Origin of the sequence: Pseudomonas fluorescens (assembly GCF_000802965.1) — a bacterium.
Classification (GTDB): Bacteria; Pseudomonadota; Gammaproteobacteria; order Pseudomonadales; family Pseudomonadaceae; genus Aquipseudomonas; species Aquipseudomonas fluorescens_A.
The window spans coordinates 85696-100821 of the sequence record NZ_JSAK01000031.1; the positions used below are offsets into that span (position 1 = coordinate 85696).

The 15126-nt window shown below is 57.7% G+C and carries 13 protein-coding genes and 1 pseudogene; 4 read left to right on the top strand and 10 right to left on the bottom strand.

Annotated features, from left to right (window positions below; genetic code table 11):
* Positions 1-10 precede the first annotated feature (10 nt).
* From NL64_RS23685 to NL64_RS23695, 3 genes are all read right to left on the bottom strand, one after another.
* Positions 11-1294 carry an arsenic transporter gene (locus tag NL64_RS23685; protein WP_034150490.1) on the bottom strand — a complete coding sequence of 428 codons (1284 nt, stop codon included), beginning with the start codon at positions 1292-1294 and terminating at the stop codon, positions 11-13.
* Positions 1295-1317: 23 nt separating this feature from the next.
* On the bottom strand, positions 1318-1665 hold the full coding sequence (locus NL64_RS23690) for a metalloregulator ArsR/SmtB family transcription factor (RefSeq protein WP_034150491.1): 348 nt from the start codon (positions 1663-1665) through the stop codon (positions 1318-1320).
* 92 nt (positions 1666-1757) lie between these two features.
* Positions 1758-2675: a LysR substrate-binding domain-containing protein gene (locus NL64_RS23695; protein ID WP_034150492.1), complete on the bottom strand. Its 918-nt coding sequence runs from the start codon at positions 2673-2675 to the stop codon at positions 1758-1760.
* 522 nt (positions 2676-3197) lie between these two features.
* On the opposite strand from NL64_RS23695, the gene NL64_RS23700 reads away from it, so the two are divergent.
* Complete coding sequence (locus NL64_RS23700; protein WP_034150493.1) at positions 3198-4520, top strand: epoxide hydrolase family protein; 1323 nt, start codon at positions 3198-3200, stop codon at positions 4518-4520.
* A 72-nt stretch (positions 4521-4592) separates the two neighbouring features.
* Here the strand turns inward: NL64_RS23700 and NL64_RS23705 are convergent, their stop codons facing one another.
* From NL64_RS23705 to NL64_RS23715, 3 genes are all read right to left on the bottom strand, one after another.
* The gene (locus NL64_RS23705; RefSeq protein WP_034150494.1) at positions 4593-5888 is read right to left on the bottom strand and encodes an OprD family porin; all 1296 of its coding nucleotides are present in this window, start codon (positions 5886-5888) and stop codon (positions 4593-4595) included.
* Positions 5889-6017: 129 nt separating this feature from the next.
* Positions 6018-6473 (bottom strand): type II 3-dehydroquinate dehydratase, encoded by a 456-nt coding sequence (locus NL64_RS23710; protein ID WP_034150495.1) that lies wholly within the window; start codon positions 6471-6473, stop codon positions 6018-6020.
* Between the two features lie 15 nt (positions 6474-6488).
* Complete coding sequence (locus NL64_RS23715; RefSeq protein ID WP_034150496.1) at positions 6489-7844, bottom strand: MFS transporter; 1356 nt, start codon at positions 7842-7844, stop codon at positions 6489-6491.
* 166 nt (positions 7845-8010) lie between these two features.
* Here NL64_RS23715 and NL64_RS23720 point away from each other — a divergent pair, with 166 nt between their 5' ends.
* Both NL64_RS23720 and NL64_RS23725 read left to right on the top strand, forming a co-directional pair.
* Complete coding sequence (locus tag NL64_RS23720; RefSeq protein WP_034150497.1) at positions 8011-8895, top strand: LysR family transcriptional regulator; 885 nt, start codon at positions 8011-8013, stop codon at positions 8893-8895.
* A gap of 182 nt (positions 8896-9077) precedes the next feature.
* Entirely contained in the window at positions 9078-10469 is a 1392-nt protein-coding gene (locus tag NL64_RS23725) for a DHA2 family efflux MFS transporter permease subunit (RefSeq protein ID WP_034150498.1), read from the top strand.
* A 52-nt stretch (positions 10470-10521) separates the two neighbouring features.
* Here NL64_RS23725 and pcaG read toward each other — a convergent pair whose 3' ends face one another.
* The 4 genes from pcaG to NL64_RS23745 all read right to left on the bottom strand — a co-directional run bounded on the left by pcaG (position 10522) and on the right by NL64_RS23745 (position 13644).
* Entirely contained in the window at positions 10522-11124 is a 603-nt protein-coding gene (gene pcaG, locus NL64_RS23730; protein ID WP_034150499.1) for a protocatechuate 3,4-dioxygenase subunit alpha, read from the bottom strand.
* Positions 11125-11135: 11 nt separating this feature from the next.
* The gene (pcaH, locus tag NL64_RS23735) at positions 11136-11855 is read right to left on the bottom strand and encodes a protocatechuate 3,4-dioxygenase subunit beta (RefSeq protein ID WP_034150500.1); all 720 of its coding nucleotides are present in this window, start codon (positions 11853-11855) and stop codon (positions 11136-11138) included.
* Positions 11856-11981: 126 nt separating this feature from the next.
* Positions 11982-12911 carry a pca operon transcription factor PcaQ gene (pcaQ, locus tag NL64_RS23740; RefSeq protein ID WP_034150501.1) on the bottom strand — a complete coding sequence of 310 codons (930 nt, stop codon included), beginning with the start codon at positions 12909-12911 and terminating at the stop codon, positions 11982-11984.
* 61 nt (positions 12912-12972) lie between these two features.
* Entirely contained in the window at positions 12973-13644 is a 672-nt protein-coding gene (locus NL64_RS23745) for a class I SAM-dependent methyltransferase (protein ID WP_034150502.1), read from the bottom strand.
* 112 nt (positions 13645-13756) lie between these two features.
* Here NL64_RS23745 and NL64_RS23750 point away from each other — a divergent pair.
* Positions 13757-15001: pseudogene (locus NL64_RS23750) on the top strand (methyltransferase regulatory domain-containing protein); the annotation flags it as partial.
* Positions 15002-15126 lie beyond the last annotated feature (125 nt).

The following is a 15126-nucleotide window of genomic DNA, read 5'->3' on the forward strand; positions in this document are numbered from 1 at the left end:
CAGGCAGGTGCTAGAGGCCAAGGCGCAAGGCCAGGGCAGACAAGGTGATGAATAAAATGGGCAGGGTCAGAATCACACCCACCTTGAAGTAGTAACCCCAAGTGATACGGATGCCCTTGCGCTGCAGAACGTGCAGCCAAAGCAGAGTCGCCAGGCTGCCGATGGGCGTGATTTTCGGGCCGAGATCAGAGCCGATGACGTTGGCGTAGATCATGGCCTCGCGCACCACGCCGGTGGCGTCACTCGCATGAATCGACAGCGCGCCCACCAACACAGTCGGCATGTTGTTCATGGCGGATGACAGCAGGGCCGTGAGGAAGCCAGTGCCCAATGCCGCGCCCCAGATGCCGTAGTCGGCCAAATAGTTGAGGATCTCCGTCAGGTAGGTGGTCAGGCCCGCGTTTTTCAGCCCGTAAACCACCAGGTACATGCCCAACGAGAAAGTCACGACTTGCCAGGGTGCTTCGCGCAGTACGCGCCGGGTTGAAATGACATGGCCCCGCGCCGCAACGGCGAACAGCAACGCGGCGCAGAAGGCCGAAATGACACTGATCGGAACGCCCATCGGCTCCAGTGCAAACAACCCGACCAGCAACAACACCAGGACTATCCAGCCGACGCGAAAGGTCAGCCGGTCGCGCACGGCATGTCGCGGATCTTGCAGGTCGTCCAGTGAATAACGTTCGGGGATGTCGCGGCGGAAAAACCAGTACAGCATCGCCAGCGTCGAGCCCACGGCAACGAAGTTGACCGGCACCATGATGGAGGCGTACTCGTTGAAGCCCAGGTTGAAGTAATCCGCCGAAACGATGTTGACCAGATTTGACACTACCAGCGGCAGGCTGGCGGTGTCGGCGATAAAACCTGCGGCCATGACAAACGCCAGGGTCGACGCAGGGGAAAAGCGCAGGGCGAGCAAAATGGAAATAACGATGGGCGTCAGGATCAGCGCCGCGCCGTCGTTGGCGAACAGCGCGGAGACTGCGGCCCCCAGCAGAACGGTAAAGGCGAACAGTCGACGGCCATTGCCCTTGGCCCAGCGGGCAACGTGCAATGCGGCCCATTGAAAGAACCCGGCCTCGTCGAGCAGCAGGCTAATGATGATCAGCGCAATGAACGTTGCAGTGGCGTTCCAGACAATGCTCCACACCAGTGGAATATCGTTGAGCGACACGACACCGGTGATCAGTGCCAAAACGGCGCCCAAGGTGGCGCTCCACCCAACGCCCAGGCCTTTGGGCTGCCAGATGACCAACACGATGGTGAACAGGAAAATCGCGAACGCTATAAGCATAAAAAATCTCGGCAGGCTTGGGGTCAGCAGCAGGCGGCGGTGTTGAGAGGGCGGTCGCCCATCGCGTGAAGGCGAGCCGTGTTGGCCTCAAGCCAGGCGCTGTTGGCGGCCAATGTGGTGTCAAGAACGGCGCGTACCCACTCCGGCAACTCAGGGTTGAGCCGGTAGTAAACCCACTGACCCTGGCGACGATCGAGAAGCAGGCCGCATGCCCGGAGCTGGGCAAGGTGGCGGGAGATTTTCGGCTGGCTGTCCTCCAGCGCGCAGACCAGCTCGCAAACGCACAACTCGCCCTCGCGGGTGATCAGCAAGGTCGCCCGCGCGCGGGTTTCGTCGGATAGGCATTTGAATACGGCGGCGGGATTCAGCACGGTGGTGTCTTCGATACATATGGATATACGAATATACGGTTTTCCATATGTGATGAGCAAGGCAAAATATTAGCGCTGAAGATTTGGGGGATTTAGCCCTTGGCTCGGTGACGCAAGCGCGAATAGGAAATCAGCATGCTGGTCAGTTCTTGTGTCACTTGAGTGAACGGTGCCACTCGACGGCTGATCAGGCACACCTCACTCGTCTCCAACGACTCCTGAATCGGAATGTTGATAAGCGATGAGGAAAACAGTTTCATGCCTTGAAGCCTGCTCGGCTCGACGGTCAGGTAATCCGTCTCGGAAATGATCTGCAGAATTTCCAGCATCGACTCGGTGGTGACCACGATATTGGGCGGCGGCAGGCCTTGGGCTTTGAACAGATCGATCAGATGATTCTCTGCGCTACCTGCCACCCCGGCCGGCCGGACACTGATCCACTGGCAATTGGCCAAATCACTCAGTGAACGAGCATCCGCCAAGGGATGCCCCTTGCGCGCAATCACGCTGGTTTTCGAGCGGTAAAGCCGCTCGATGTGCAAGTCGATATCACAGACACTGGGACTCAACGGACCCATCACGAAGTCGAGCCGGCCAGCGCGAATCATCTCGATCAGCCTCTTCGTCTGTCCACCGGCGACATGCAGTTTTACGTTAGGAAATCGGCGGGTAAAACTGCTGAAGACCGGCATCAGGCACGCAGCCAAGGGTTCCGCTGTGACACCCAGTGCGATCTGACCTTCGGGCATGCCATTGCACTGTCGGACGTCCTGTACGGCACGATCGCAATCCAGAACGATCGAGCGTGCCCGGGTCAGGAAAACCTTGCCGGCCAGGGTCAGGCTGGTGCCTTGACTGGAGCGCACCAGCAAGGTGACACCCAGTTCTCTTTCCAGACTTTGAATCGACTCTGTCAACGTACTTTGGGCAGCGTCCAGTGCGCGTGCCGCCGAGCGAAAGCTGCCCTTGTCGACCACCGAGCAGAAGGCCCGGAGCTGAATCAGCTTCATGAAACACAGTCGCTGGAACTGATGATCCAGTTGTTGCCGTTGTGCCCGTGAGCGGTGTGTTGAGCCGCGTTAAACGCTAGGTGGTGGGTTGCGATATTCAAGGACTGAACCTCCAAAGGGCTTAATTCGTAGCGCAATCGATTCGATCGTATGCGATGTATAAATAGTCAACGAAATAGCACCTTGATGTCAAAGCCATGTTTCGCCTCAGCGACCAGCGGTGGTGCTGTGGGGCGGGCGGAAAAGCCGAAGGTGATCGCTTTTTCCGTTCTATTCGGTGCCGTATTTGCCCTTATAAAATCAATTCCGTCAGCTAGTTACAGTCCTTTGTTCTAGCTGAATCTCGAAAGAATAATTCAAGGAATTTCTGATGCTCAAAACCGAAAAAGTCCTGGTAACCGAACATGAAAGCCTGTCGGCCAGATTTATTGCTGTGGCGGCGATAAATACCCTTTTGCCGTTATTTCGCCGTGCTTAATCAATAAGTGGCTCTACGTGTAACGGCGCGCCTTAGGAGCCTGTATGTCCAGACACATCAAAAAACTTTCCCTGAGCAGACGTAAATTTTGCGGCGCTGCTGCAGTGACGTGCGCTGCGGCGCCGCTGGGGTTACTCGGTTTATCAATCAGGACTGACGCTATGCCTATTACTCCAAATAAAACAAATAGTGTTTCTTCTGAAATACGTCCCTTTCATTTCAGCGCCAAAGAGGCAGAACTTTCCGAGTTGCGCAGACGCATTGAAGCAACCCGATGGCCGGACCAAGAAATAGTCAATGACTCATCTCAAGGCGTACAACTGGCGACCATTCAGAAACTGGCCAATCACTGGGCGACTAAATACGACTGGCGAATCATCGAGTCGAAAATAAACGCCGTTCCTAACTTCATCACCCATATTGATGGTCTGGATATCCATTTCATGCATATCCGCTCCAGACACGAAAATGCTTTGCCACTGCTGATGGCACACGGCTGGCCTGGGTCGGTGATCGAGTTGATGAAAGTCATCGGGCCACTCACCGATCCAACGGCGCACGGTGGCAATGCTGCCGACGCGTTCAGCCTGGTGATTCCATCGATGCCGGGTTACGGCTTCTCGCAGAAACCGACCGAGGCCGGTTGGAATCCCGATCGCATCGCCGATGCCTACATCGAATTGATGAAGCGCCTCGGATACACCCGATATGGAGCACAAGGGGGAGATTGGGGTGCAATCGTCGTCGATTTAATGGCAGTAAAAGCACCACCTGGCCTGATCGGTATTCATTCGAACATGCCGGGGGTTATCCCGCCTGAAATCGATGCAGCGTTGTTTCGGGGGGAGCCGATTCCCAGTGGGCTCTCCGAGGAAGAGACGCAGGCGGCGGTTCAACTCGCCAACACCTACAAGCACATCGGCTACGCCATCATGATGGGGGATCGACCTCAGTCGCTGACAGGCCTCACTGATTCACCGATTGGGTTGGCGGCGTTCATGCTGGATCACGATCCCAAAAGCTACGAGATGATTGCGCGTTCCATTGACGGACAACCGGAAGGCCTCACGCCGGACGACGTCCTCGACAACATCACGCTGTTCTGGCTGACCAACACCGCCGTTTCTTCGGGGCGACTGTATTGGGAGAACAAGTCGACATTCTTCGCGGTGAAGGGCGTCAACATTCCGGTGGCGGTGAGCGTGTTTCCCGATGAGCTGTACGCAGCGCCGAAAAGCTGGTCGGAGCGGGCGTATCCCAAACTGGTGCACTACAACAGATTGCCCAAAGGCGGGCACTTTGCGGCGTGGGAGCAGCCGAAGTTGTTCTCGCAGGAAGTTCGCGCCGGGTTCAAGTCGTTGAGGTAAGTGACAAGGCTATAAATTAGCAAGCTGCGTTCATCCTGTTTCGTTGCAGATGAACGCAGCCTGCTTACCGCTTTACAGCAACGAAATCGGGTAGCTGATGAACAGACGATTTTCGTCAAATTCATTGGTGCTGAAGTTTTTACGGATACTGGAGTTTCGCCATTTAACGGTCAGGTTTTTCAAGGCGCCAGACTGAACGACATAGGCCAGTTCAGATTCGCGGCCCCATTCCTTGCCGTCGGTGATAGCCCCGGTGTGCACGTTGTCGCCACTGATGTAGCGGTTCATCATCGTCAGGCCCGGAACACCCAGTCCGACGAAGTTATAGTCATGGCGAACCTGCCAGGAACGTTCCTGTGCGTTGTCGTAGCTGGAGTTGTAGCTGTCGTTCGCCAGGGTGCCGCCACTGGCGCCGTTGACCCGCATCCACGCGGTATCGCCAGTGAGCTTTTGCAGGCCGACATAAAACGTGTTGCCACCCAGTTTTGCCGAGAACAAACCGAAAGCGGTCTTGTTGTCCATGTCGCCGGCCAGACTGGCGCCGTTTTCCTTGCCAGTGAAAAAGCCCATATTGGCGCCGAGTGTCCAGTCGCCCACGAGTTGGCTGTGGCTCAGGCTGAAATATTGTTGCTGATAGATGTCCTCGAGTTCGTCGTACCAGACACCCACCGTCGTGCGCTTTTCGTTGAAGGTGTATTCACCGCCACCGAAATTGAATCGGTCGGACGTGAACGCCGCTTTGCCGTTCATGGACATGTCTTCCATGCTGGCGTCATTGCGCGGGCTGTTCTGCCGGAATTGACCGCCGTACAACGTCAGCCCGCCGATCTCCTGGGAGGTGATCTGCGCACCTTGAAAGGTCTGCGGCAGTGAGCGACCGTCATCGGAACGGAGGATCGGCAGGGTACTGACCCATTCGCCGACTTTCAGCACTGTCTTTGAAACCTTGGCCTTGGCGGCAACGCCCAGGCGTCCGAAATTGTCAGCAGGCTCGCCATCACCATGGACAGGCAACAGTTGCGTGCCGGCTGTACCTTTGCCCCCATCAAGCTTCTGCGAGTAAAGCCCCAGCACATCAACCCCGAAACCTACCGGCCCTTGGGTGTAACCGGAGCGGGTATCGAGGATGAAGTTTTGCGTCCATTCCTCAGCTTTGTTCTGCGGCGCGGCAGCATTCGGGTAGGCGGGATTGACGAAGTTACGATTGATGTAGGCGTTGCGCAGATTGAGCGTGGAAGTCGCGCCCTCGATAAAACCGCTATTTTCATCGGCATGAGCGACAGTTGCCGAGGCGGCACTGAGCGCCAGGGTCAGGCCGATTAATTTGTAATGTGCGGGTACGTTACGGCGAAAAACAGAGTGATGCATGTTGGCTTTCTCGCATTCAATTATTATTTTTCTGGCGGTTTTTTGCAGCCGGCGACTGAATTTCAGCCGCGGGCGGCCCTGGCAACAATCTGCCTAGGGACCGCCGTGTAAGCGTCTTGCGAAGAGGTGTTACTGGTTGGCTACCTGACGACGCAGCAAGTCATCAATGGCCCGGATGGCGAGGGGATAACCGTCGGCACCCATGCCGCAGATCACTGCATTGACCACGCCCGACATGATCGAGTGGCGATGCAGTTCGTCCCGTGCATGGATGTTCGACAGGTGCAGCTCAATCAGCGGCGCGTCGAGTAACTTCAGCGCATCCAGGACCGGAATCGAATGGAACGAGAGGCCGGCCGGGTTGATGATCACTGCTGCGCCTTGCTCGAAGGCCTCTTGAATCCAGTCGACCATCACGCCTTCGTGGTTGGTCTGGCGAAAATCACATACCAGGTCAAGTTCCTCGGCCAGCCGTTCACTGCGTTGCCGGATTTGTTCGAGCGTGGTGTGGCCGTAAATGTGTGGCTCACGACGACCCAGCAGGTTCAAGTTAGGGCCGTTGAGGATGAAGACGGTGCGGTTCATGGTCGTCCTGCTGCGTTATTTGGAAAGAATGGCTTGAGCGCGAGTGTCGACCGCGTCATCTTTGGCATCGGCGTTCAGGTCGACGCCACGGGTTTCCGGGCCGATGACGATCATGGCCAGCGAGATCAGGTTGATCACCGCGCACAGCGTCACCAGGGGCCATGGCGAGTTGTTCGACTGGCTCATCAGGTAGACCGCGATCATCGGCATTGGGCCGCCGATCACCAGGTTGGCGCCGGTGTAGGCCAGTGCCGAGCCCGAGTAACGGACCTGGGTCGGGAAGGCTTCGGCGAAGGCCACAGGCTGGATGCCACTCTGGAACTGGGTGAAGCCCAGGAACAACCCCATGATTGCCATGATGGCCGGGACGTTCAGCGTGTTGAGGATCGGGAAGTAGACGAACAGGATCAGCAAGGTCATGCACGACCCAAATGCCAGCGCCTTTTTACGGCCCCAACGATCGGACAGATAACCACCGGCCAGCGCACCGAAAATCGCGCACATGTTGGCCACCATCAGCGACATGAAGCCTGTCGACTGGCTGAAGCCCAGATGCTTGGTCAGGTAGCTGAGGGAGAAAATCACGATCAAGTAGAACAGCGCAGCGGGCGAGCAGAAGAACAACATCAGTCGCAGAATGGTTTTGTAGTGGCTGCCCACGGCGGATTTGAGCGGGCTCTTTTCCTGCTTGACCGGGTTCTTTTTCAAGGCAACGAAGGCTGGGGTTTCATCGACTTTCAGGCGGATGAAGATCGCGACTACCACCAGCACGAAGCTCATGAGGAAAGGAATTCGCCAGCCATAGCTTTCGAATTGCTCGCTTGAGAGCGTTGCTGCCAGGCCCATTAACACGCCGTTGGCCAATATCTGACTGAGCGGTGAGCACAAGCCGAGCATGCCGGAATAACGCCCGCGGCGATCAGGGGAGGCGTGTTCCAGTGCCATCAGTTGGGCGCCGGTGGACTCGCCGCCCAACGCGAAGCCTTGAATGACCCGCAGCAGAACCAAAAGGATCGGTGCCCAGACGCCAATCTGACCATAAGTTGGCAACAGACCCATCAGCACCGACGCCAGTCCCATCATGGTCACAGTGGCCAGCATCAGGTTGCGGCGACCGAGTTTGTCACCCAGGTAGCCACAGGTAATCGCACCCAATGGGCGTGCGGCGAGGCCGACACCGAAGGTTGCCAGCGAGGCGAGCAGGCCGGCTGTCGGCTCCATCGCCGGGAAAAACAGCTTGGGCAGAATGGTTGCGGAAATCGCGCCATACAGCGTGAAGTCAAACCACTCCAGGGCAGTGCCAATGGTCGCGGCGGTCACCGCTTTGCGAGGCATGCGCAAATCATGAGTCTCGTGACTGGTTGTGCTCATAAAGGTGCTCGTCATTGTTTTTATGGTGTTGGGATACCCATCCGATTCCGCTTGGACAATGCAGCTGGCAGGAATCGTCGAAGTGAGTAGACGTTAGCGCATACTGCTTGCAAAATAATTATCGAAATCACGATAAATAGATAAGCCAGCCTTATGGGTAGCAATTATGGAACTGCGTCACCTGAAAGCCTTCGTGGTCGCCGCCGACCTGCAGCACTTCAGTCGGGCGGCTGAACAACTGGGTATTGCGCAACCGGCACTGAGCCAACTGATGCGCACGCTTGAGGCGGAATTGGGACTCGCCTTGTTCCGCCGGGAAAACCGCGGAGTGGCGTTGACCGCTGCCGGCGAAGCGTTTCTGCCCCATGCGCGGCAGTCTATCGATTCCAGCGAACTGGCGATTGCTGCCGCGCGGCGTGCCCGACGCGGTGAAGTCGGCGAGATCAACATCGGCTATCACTCGGCGCTGTTCGAGGCCAACCTGCCGCAACTGCTGCGGCATTACTTCAGCACGTTTCCCGAAGTCAAAGTATCGCTGGTGGACGCGGGTATTCGCGCGCAGTTCGACATGTTGCTCGACCACAAGCTCGACCTGGCCTTTGCCCGGGTGTTCAAGGATCACCTGCCGGACCGTTTGCGCACCCATCATTTCAGTCAGTCCCGGCTCGTGCTGCTGATTCCGGACAACCATGAACTGGCGGACAGTTTTACCGGCGACCTGGCAACACTGCGGCATGAGAAGTTCGTGTTTTTGCAGGACAGCGCCGGCATCGGCCTGACCTCGCACACACTGCAGGCGTGCCGGCAAAACCAGCTGCACCCTGAGAACATCATGTACGTGCCGTCGCTGATGAGCATTCCGGGGCTGGTGGCCGCGGGCATCGGCCTGAGCATCGTGCCAGAAACGATGACCCGCTTGACCATGCCGGGCATACGCATTGTGCCGCTGGCGCAACCGGAAATGGTCAGTGAGTTGTCGCTGATTTCCCGGATTGATGAGCGGTCCAGTGCAGTGCTGCACTTTATCGAAGAGGCTCATGGATGGGGCTGACCTGCTCTTGTACAAACACAAACCTGTAGGAGCTGCCGAAGGCTGCGATCTTTTGATCTTGCTTTGCAGCGATCCCAATTTCAAAGATCAAGATCAAAAGATCGCAGCCTTCGGCAGCTCCTACAGGTCCGCGTTTCCATAGTAGAGTGTCGAGCCATGTCGTAACTCAACAGGGATGACTGATGTCTCAACGCCGCTCGACAATGATTGCCCTGTTGGTCGCCGTCACGTTCTTCATGGAGAACCTCGACGCCACGGTGATTGCCACCGCGCTGCCAGACATGGCCAAGACCTTTGGTGTGCCGGCGGTGGATGTAAACATCGGGATGAGCGTGTACATGCTCGCGGTGGCAGTGTTCATTCCCATCAGTGGCTGGTTGGCGGATCGCTTCGGCTCACGTCTGATATTCAGTTCGGCAATCGTGCTGTTCAGCCTGTCTTCGTTGATGTGCGGATTGAGTAACAGCCTGGAAACCTTTGTCGCCGCGCGCGTGCTGCAAGGCATCAGCGGCGCGATGATGGTGCCGGTGGGGCGCTTGGCGGTGCTGCGCACGACCGAGAAAAAAGACCTCGTACGGGCGATATCCTTCATTACCTGGCCCGGCCTGGTCGCTCCGGTACTCGGCCCTCCTTTGGGCGGTTTCATCGTCACCCACGCGTCCTGGCCGTGGATTTTCTACCTCAATTTGCCGTTAGGGCTACTGGCCCTGATTGCCGCGTTCGTCTTGATTCCCAAGCAAGATCACGTCACTACCCGGACATTCGATTTCAGCGGTTTTCTACTGGCCGGCAGCGCCAGTGCTGCGTTGCTGTTCGGCCTGGAGATGCTGGGGCAAGGTCAGGCCAATTGGCTGCCGGCGTTGTTACTCAGTGGTGCCGGCGTAGTGCTCGGTTTGCTGTCTTGGCGACATTTGCGTCGGCATGCGCAACCGCTGTTGGCATTGGGTGTTTTGAGCATTCGCACCTTCAGCGTCTGCCTCTGCGGCGGGTCGATTTTTCGCATCGCCATCAGCACCTTGCCGTTTCTCCTGCCGCTGATGTTTCAACTGGCCTTCGGGCTTTCTGCGCTGGATGCGGGGCTGCTGGTGCTCGCAGTGTTTGCGGGCAATCTGGCCATGAAGCCGTTCACCACGGCGGTGATGCAACGCTGGGGTTTTCGCCCGGTGTTGATGATCAACGGCGTCCTTGGCGTACTGGCGATAGCGGCTTGTGCCTTGCTGGATGAGCAGATGAGTTGGGGGCTGATTCTGTTCATTCTGTTTGTCGGCGGCTTGTCACGATCCATGCAGTTCACCGCGTTCAACACGTTGGGCTTTGCCGATGTGCCCAAGGAGCAGATGAGCGATGCCTCGACCTTGTTCAGTATGTTTTTCCAGCTGAGCATGGCGATGGGGGTTGCCGTGGGCGCGTTGCTGCTGCGTCTTGCGATGAGCATCCACGGCAATGCCGGGCACGCCGAGACGGTCGACTTTCAGTTGACGTTCCTGTGTGTGGCGGTGATTGCGGGGATCGCCTTGCTGGACAATCTGCGATTGCCACCGAAGGCGGGGGAGGCGGTGTTGCAACGGTCATAAAAGCGGCGAAAGCGGCGTTGAGAGCGAACCTCTCAACACCGTGCCGGCGTCATCAGAAATCGAAGAACACGGTCTCCGATTCTCCTTGAACATGAATATCGAAGCGGTACGCCAACTTGCCATCAACCGTGCAGCGCTTGGCAATCAGCGATTCGCGCCGATGGGGTTGTTCGATCAGGTTCAAGACCGGGTCCATCGCATTCGCTTCAGGTTCATCGTCAAAGTACACGCGAGTCTGCAAGTGAATGTTGATACCCCGGGCAAACAGCGACACATTGATATGCGCGGCCATGGGTACGCCCGCGGCGTTTTTCACCACGCCGGGTTTCACGGTTTTGATTGTCCATTCACCGACATCTGTCGTGGCGGTACGGCCAAAACAGTTGAAGGATTTTTCCAGGTTGTAAGCGCTGTCATAGACGCCTTCGTGATTTGCCTGCCAGCACTCCAGAAACGCGTCACGAATCAAGTGGCCATTGCCGTCGTACACATGGCCGAGCAATAAAATGTGTTCGCCGGGCGCACCCGGTTTAGCCATTTCATTCCAGATTTCCTGCTCACGCGGCGCGTTGCCGGCAGCCTCCAGCGCCAGTCCGATATGGACATAAGGGCCGGCGGTTTGCGATGGGGTTTCAGGCAGCAGTTGAACGGGCATAGCGTGCCTCCTCAGCAGTTTTCGAAGTGGGTCTTGCGCTGGCCGCGCAGGACGATATCAAAGCGATAAGCCAGGCAATCCATTGGATTGGCCATGCTCATATCAAGCCTGGCGATCAAGCTCTGCACCGCATCCTGATTGGCGATCGACTTGACGATCGGGCACATGGGGATGAGCGGGTCACCTTCGAAATACAGCTGGGTAATCAAGCGCGTGGCAATGGACGGGCCACTGATCGAGACGTGGATATGCGCCGGCCGCCAATCGTTGGGGCCGTTGCGCCATGGGTACGGACCGGGTTTGACGGTGCGGAAACTGTAGTTGCCATCACGGTCGGTCAACGCACGGCCAACGCCGCCGAAATTCGGGTCAAGCGGGGCTAGATAACTGTCTTTCTTATGCCGATAACGGCCACCGGCATTGGCCTGCCACATTTCCACCAGGGTGTGGGGGATCGGCTTGCCGTACTGATCACACACTCGCCCGGCGACGATGATGCGTTCGCCGATGGGTAGGCCACCGTGATTGAAATTCAACAGCAGATCGTTATCGTGCCGGCCCATTTGCAGATGGGAAAAGTCCGGGCCGCTGGTTTCGGATACAGATTGGGGAATGCTCACCAGTGCCTGGCGCGGGGATCGCAGGATCGACGTCTTGTAGTCGGGTGTCAGGGCTTTGGGATGCCAATTACGGTCACGAATGACGAAGCGGCTGTCGTGCGCATCAGACATGTCGTTTTTCCTATTGTTATGTTGGGACGGAGGCGGGCACTGCGCGGGCAGCGACTCGTAACCCAGTTTCCTCTTGCACGACCCAACGCAAAATTGAAAAAACCGACCTGATCCATATCCAGATGGTTATGGATATTGGCCTTCACGATATTCTTCCCCGACCTCACGCAGTGCCTCTACGCACCACTGCGCCGCCGTCGTCACCGGCAAAGCAGGGTTAGTACATAGCCCTACGGAGCCGCCGGGTTCTCGCATTCCCAGATCCAATTCCACCAACTCGCCTTGGCGCAAGTCTTGTCGGACGGCATCAAGTGGCGCAACCCAGATGGCCTGACTGCTTTGCACGTAGCGCCGACTCAGGGCGACCGACAGGGTCTCCAGGCGCTGTCGAGACGGCGTAATCCCGTGCTGCACGAACAGGCTGTCGGCGAATTTGCGGATGGTCGTCCCCGCCGACGGCAATACCAGCGGATAGTCTTCGAGGTGTTTACGTCCCTGCGGATCAGCGAGCACCGGATGGCCGCTGCGTACCACCAGGGTCATGGATTCGCTGTAGAGGTGTTCGAAGGCCAGCCCGAGAATCAACGGGCTATCGGTCATTCTGCCGATCACCAGATCCAGTTCTCCGACACGCAGTCGGGACAGCAAATAAGCGCTGGGTCCAGTCACAACACTGACCACCAGCGCGGGATGTCGCGCGTGTAAGCGGCAGACCACTTCAGGTACCAACAGGCTTTCGACGGTGGACAGCACGCCGAGCTGCACGGTAATGGGCTCATGCACACCCGAGCGCAAATTGTTGACCCCGTCGCGCAGCGATTGCACGCTCGGCCCGGCATAGCGCAAAAAGGCTACCCCGGCCTCAGTCAGCGTCGAGCCTTTTTTACCCCGCTCAAACAGGGTGGTTTCCAGCAGGGATTCCAGTTCCTTCAGGGTCTTGGAAAGCGCCGGCTGGCTGATTGCCAACTTGTCGCAGGCGCGTGCGAGGCTGCCCTGGCGCGCGACCTCGAGAAAACACAGCAGATGGCGGAATTTGATTCGGGTATCGATGTTCAATCGTGGGCTCTGCTTTTGTGGTTGAAACTGGTTCCGGCCGGGCGACACACCTTGCCCGGATTCATCGATCGGATTCGGCCACGAACAGCAACGACTGCGGCACAGGGCTCTGCGGATGCTGCGGCTCTTGCAGGCTGGTCAGTCGAAAACCGGCCATGTCCAGCGCATTGAGCCAACTGGACAGCGTGCGAAAGTACCATGGCATAGGTTGCCACAGTCCCTTGAACCCGGCGAAGGTCTCTTCCCGCCAACCGTCCTGATAGTCGCCCGCCGCCGCGGTCCATGGGTGCAGCGTCTGGATGATCAGCGCGCCACCGGGCGCGAGCAGCGCGTTCATGGCGGCGAGCAGAGGGATGATGTCCTGGTGCAGCAAGGCGAAGTTCGCACAAATCAGATTGTAATCGCTGCCGATGTCAACCTTTGCCTCCACCAACTCGTCATAGCTCGCCAAATACACCGGAGAAGCGCCCGCCGCTCGCGCCGCCTCGACCAACGTCGTGTCGCCGTCCACGCCGACTGCCTCGAATTTTCGTGCAGCCAACGCACGCAACAACCAGCCCTCTCCGCAACCGAGGTCGAGCACGCGCTCGGGCTGGCGACCGAGTATCGCCAGCAGGATCGCCTGGTCGGTGACCTGGTGACGGCTTTCAATGGCGCCGGTGCGTACCGCATCGATCCAGGATTGGGCGTTGTGGTGCCAGCTTTGGAGGAGGGTAGTTTCGGTGGCGGGCATTTTAGTGTCCGGAATGGTGAGCTTGGATAAAAGGATAGGTAACCCTTGAACAGTTACTTCCTCAAAAAAACCTGATGCACGATTTTCTGCTTGTGGCGCGCATTGGCTACCCGAACAACTGCTGGCGCGCAACGATTTGCCGCAGTGCGACAGCATCAGCCTGCATGGCATCTGGACCTGGGTGAGCCGCGACAATCAAAAACTGATCGTCGAATTCGCCCGCCGACACCTCAAGCCAGGCGGTCTGCTGTACATCGACTACAAATGTCTGCCAGGCTGGTCGCCTTCGGCACCCTTGCGTCAGCTGTTCAGCCTGCATGACCGCTTTGCCTCCAAGACATCGGCACGCCCGGCGGAGCGTATCGAGGCAGCGCTGAATTTCTCCGAAGCGTTGCTGGCAGCCAATCCCAAATACGCCCATGCAGCGCCGGGAATGAGCGCCAATCTGCAAAGCATCAAAGGGCAGAATCGGCAATACATCGCCCATGAATACTTCAACCGTGACTGGAACTGCATGTACTTTAGCGACGTCGTCGATGCACTGGTTCATGCCAAGCTCGACTACGCGACGACGGCCGTGCCGCTGGACGCAGTGGACGCGCTCAACCTGAGCGCCGAAGGCATGGATTTTCTGCAAGGCATCGAACACCCGATCATGCGCGAGCAAGCGCGTGACTACTTCGTCAACCAGAACTTCCGCCGGGATCTGTACGTACGCGGCACCAGCCGACTGTCAGCCACTGAGCGACGCGAGCACTTGCTTAATACGCGTTTTGTCCTGCTGCAAAGGGCGGAGAGCGTATCGGGTACGGTCAAGGGGCCAGCAGGCGAAGCGTCATTGCAGGTAGAAATATACGGCCCAGTGCTCGAAGCGTTGGCGGCCAATGACTATGCACCGAAAACCTTGCGTCAGGTAATGGGTGCCTTGCCTGCGCTGGCTTATGGCGATCTGGAGCAGGCCGTCAACGTGCTGGTGGGCATGGGCGTAGCGGCACCGTGTCAGAGCGAAGCGGCCGAGAACCGGGTGCAGGCGCGTTGCGATGATCTCAACCTGCAACTGTGTAAACGCTCGCTGTACGGCAACACGATCCAGATCATGGCCAGCCCGGTTACCGGCGGTGGCGTACCTGTCAGCCGATTCCAGCAGTTGTTCCTGATTGCGATCAAACATGGCAAGAAACAGCCATCTGAATGGGCGCAGCTGGCGTGGAGCATCATCGCCGAACAAGGCGAGGGCATTCTCAAGGGCGATACAGCCCTGACGACCGCCGGAGAAAACATTGCCGAACTGAACGAACAGGCCCAAGCGTTCGCCGAGCAATCGCTGGTGATTCTCAACGCGCTGAAAATCGTTTAATCGCACCGGGTCATGGCTGCGTGGCGGGCGTGCAGCTGCTATTTTCACCATCACCGGTCATGGGGCGGCGCTTTGATCCCGCCGCTCCGTCACTCGGGCAAACCGGTGCCTGATGAAAAGAGGAG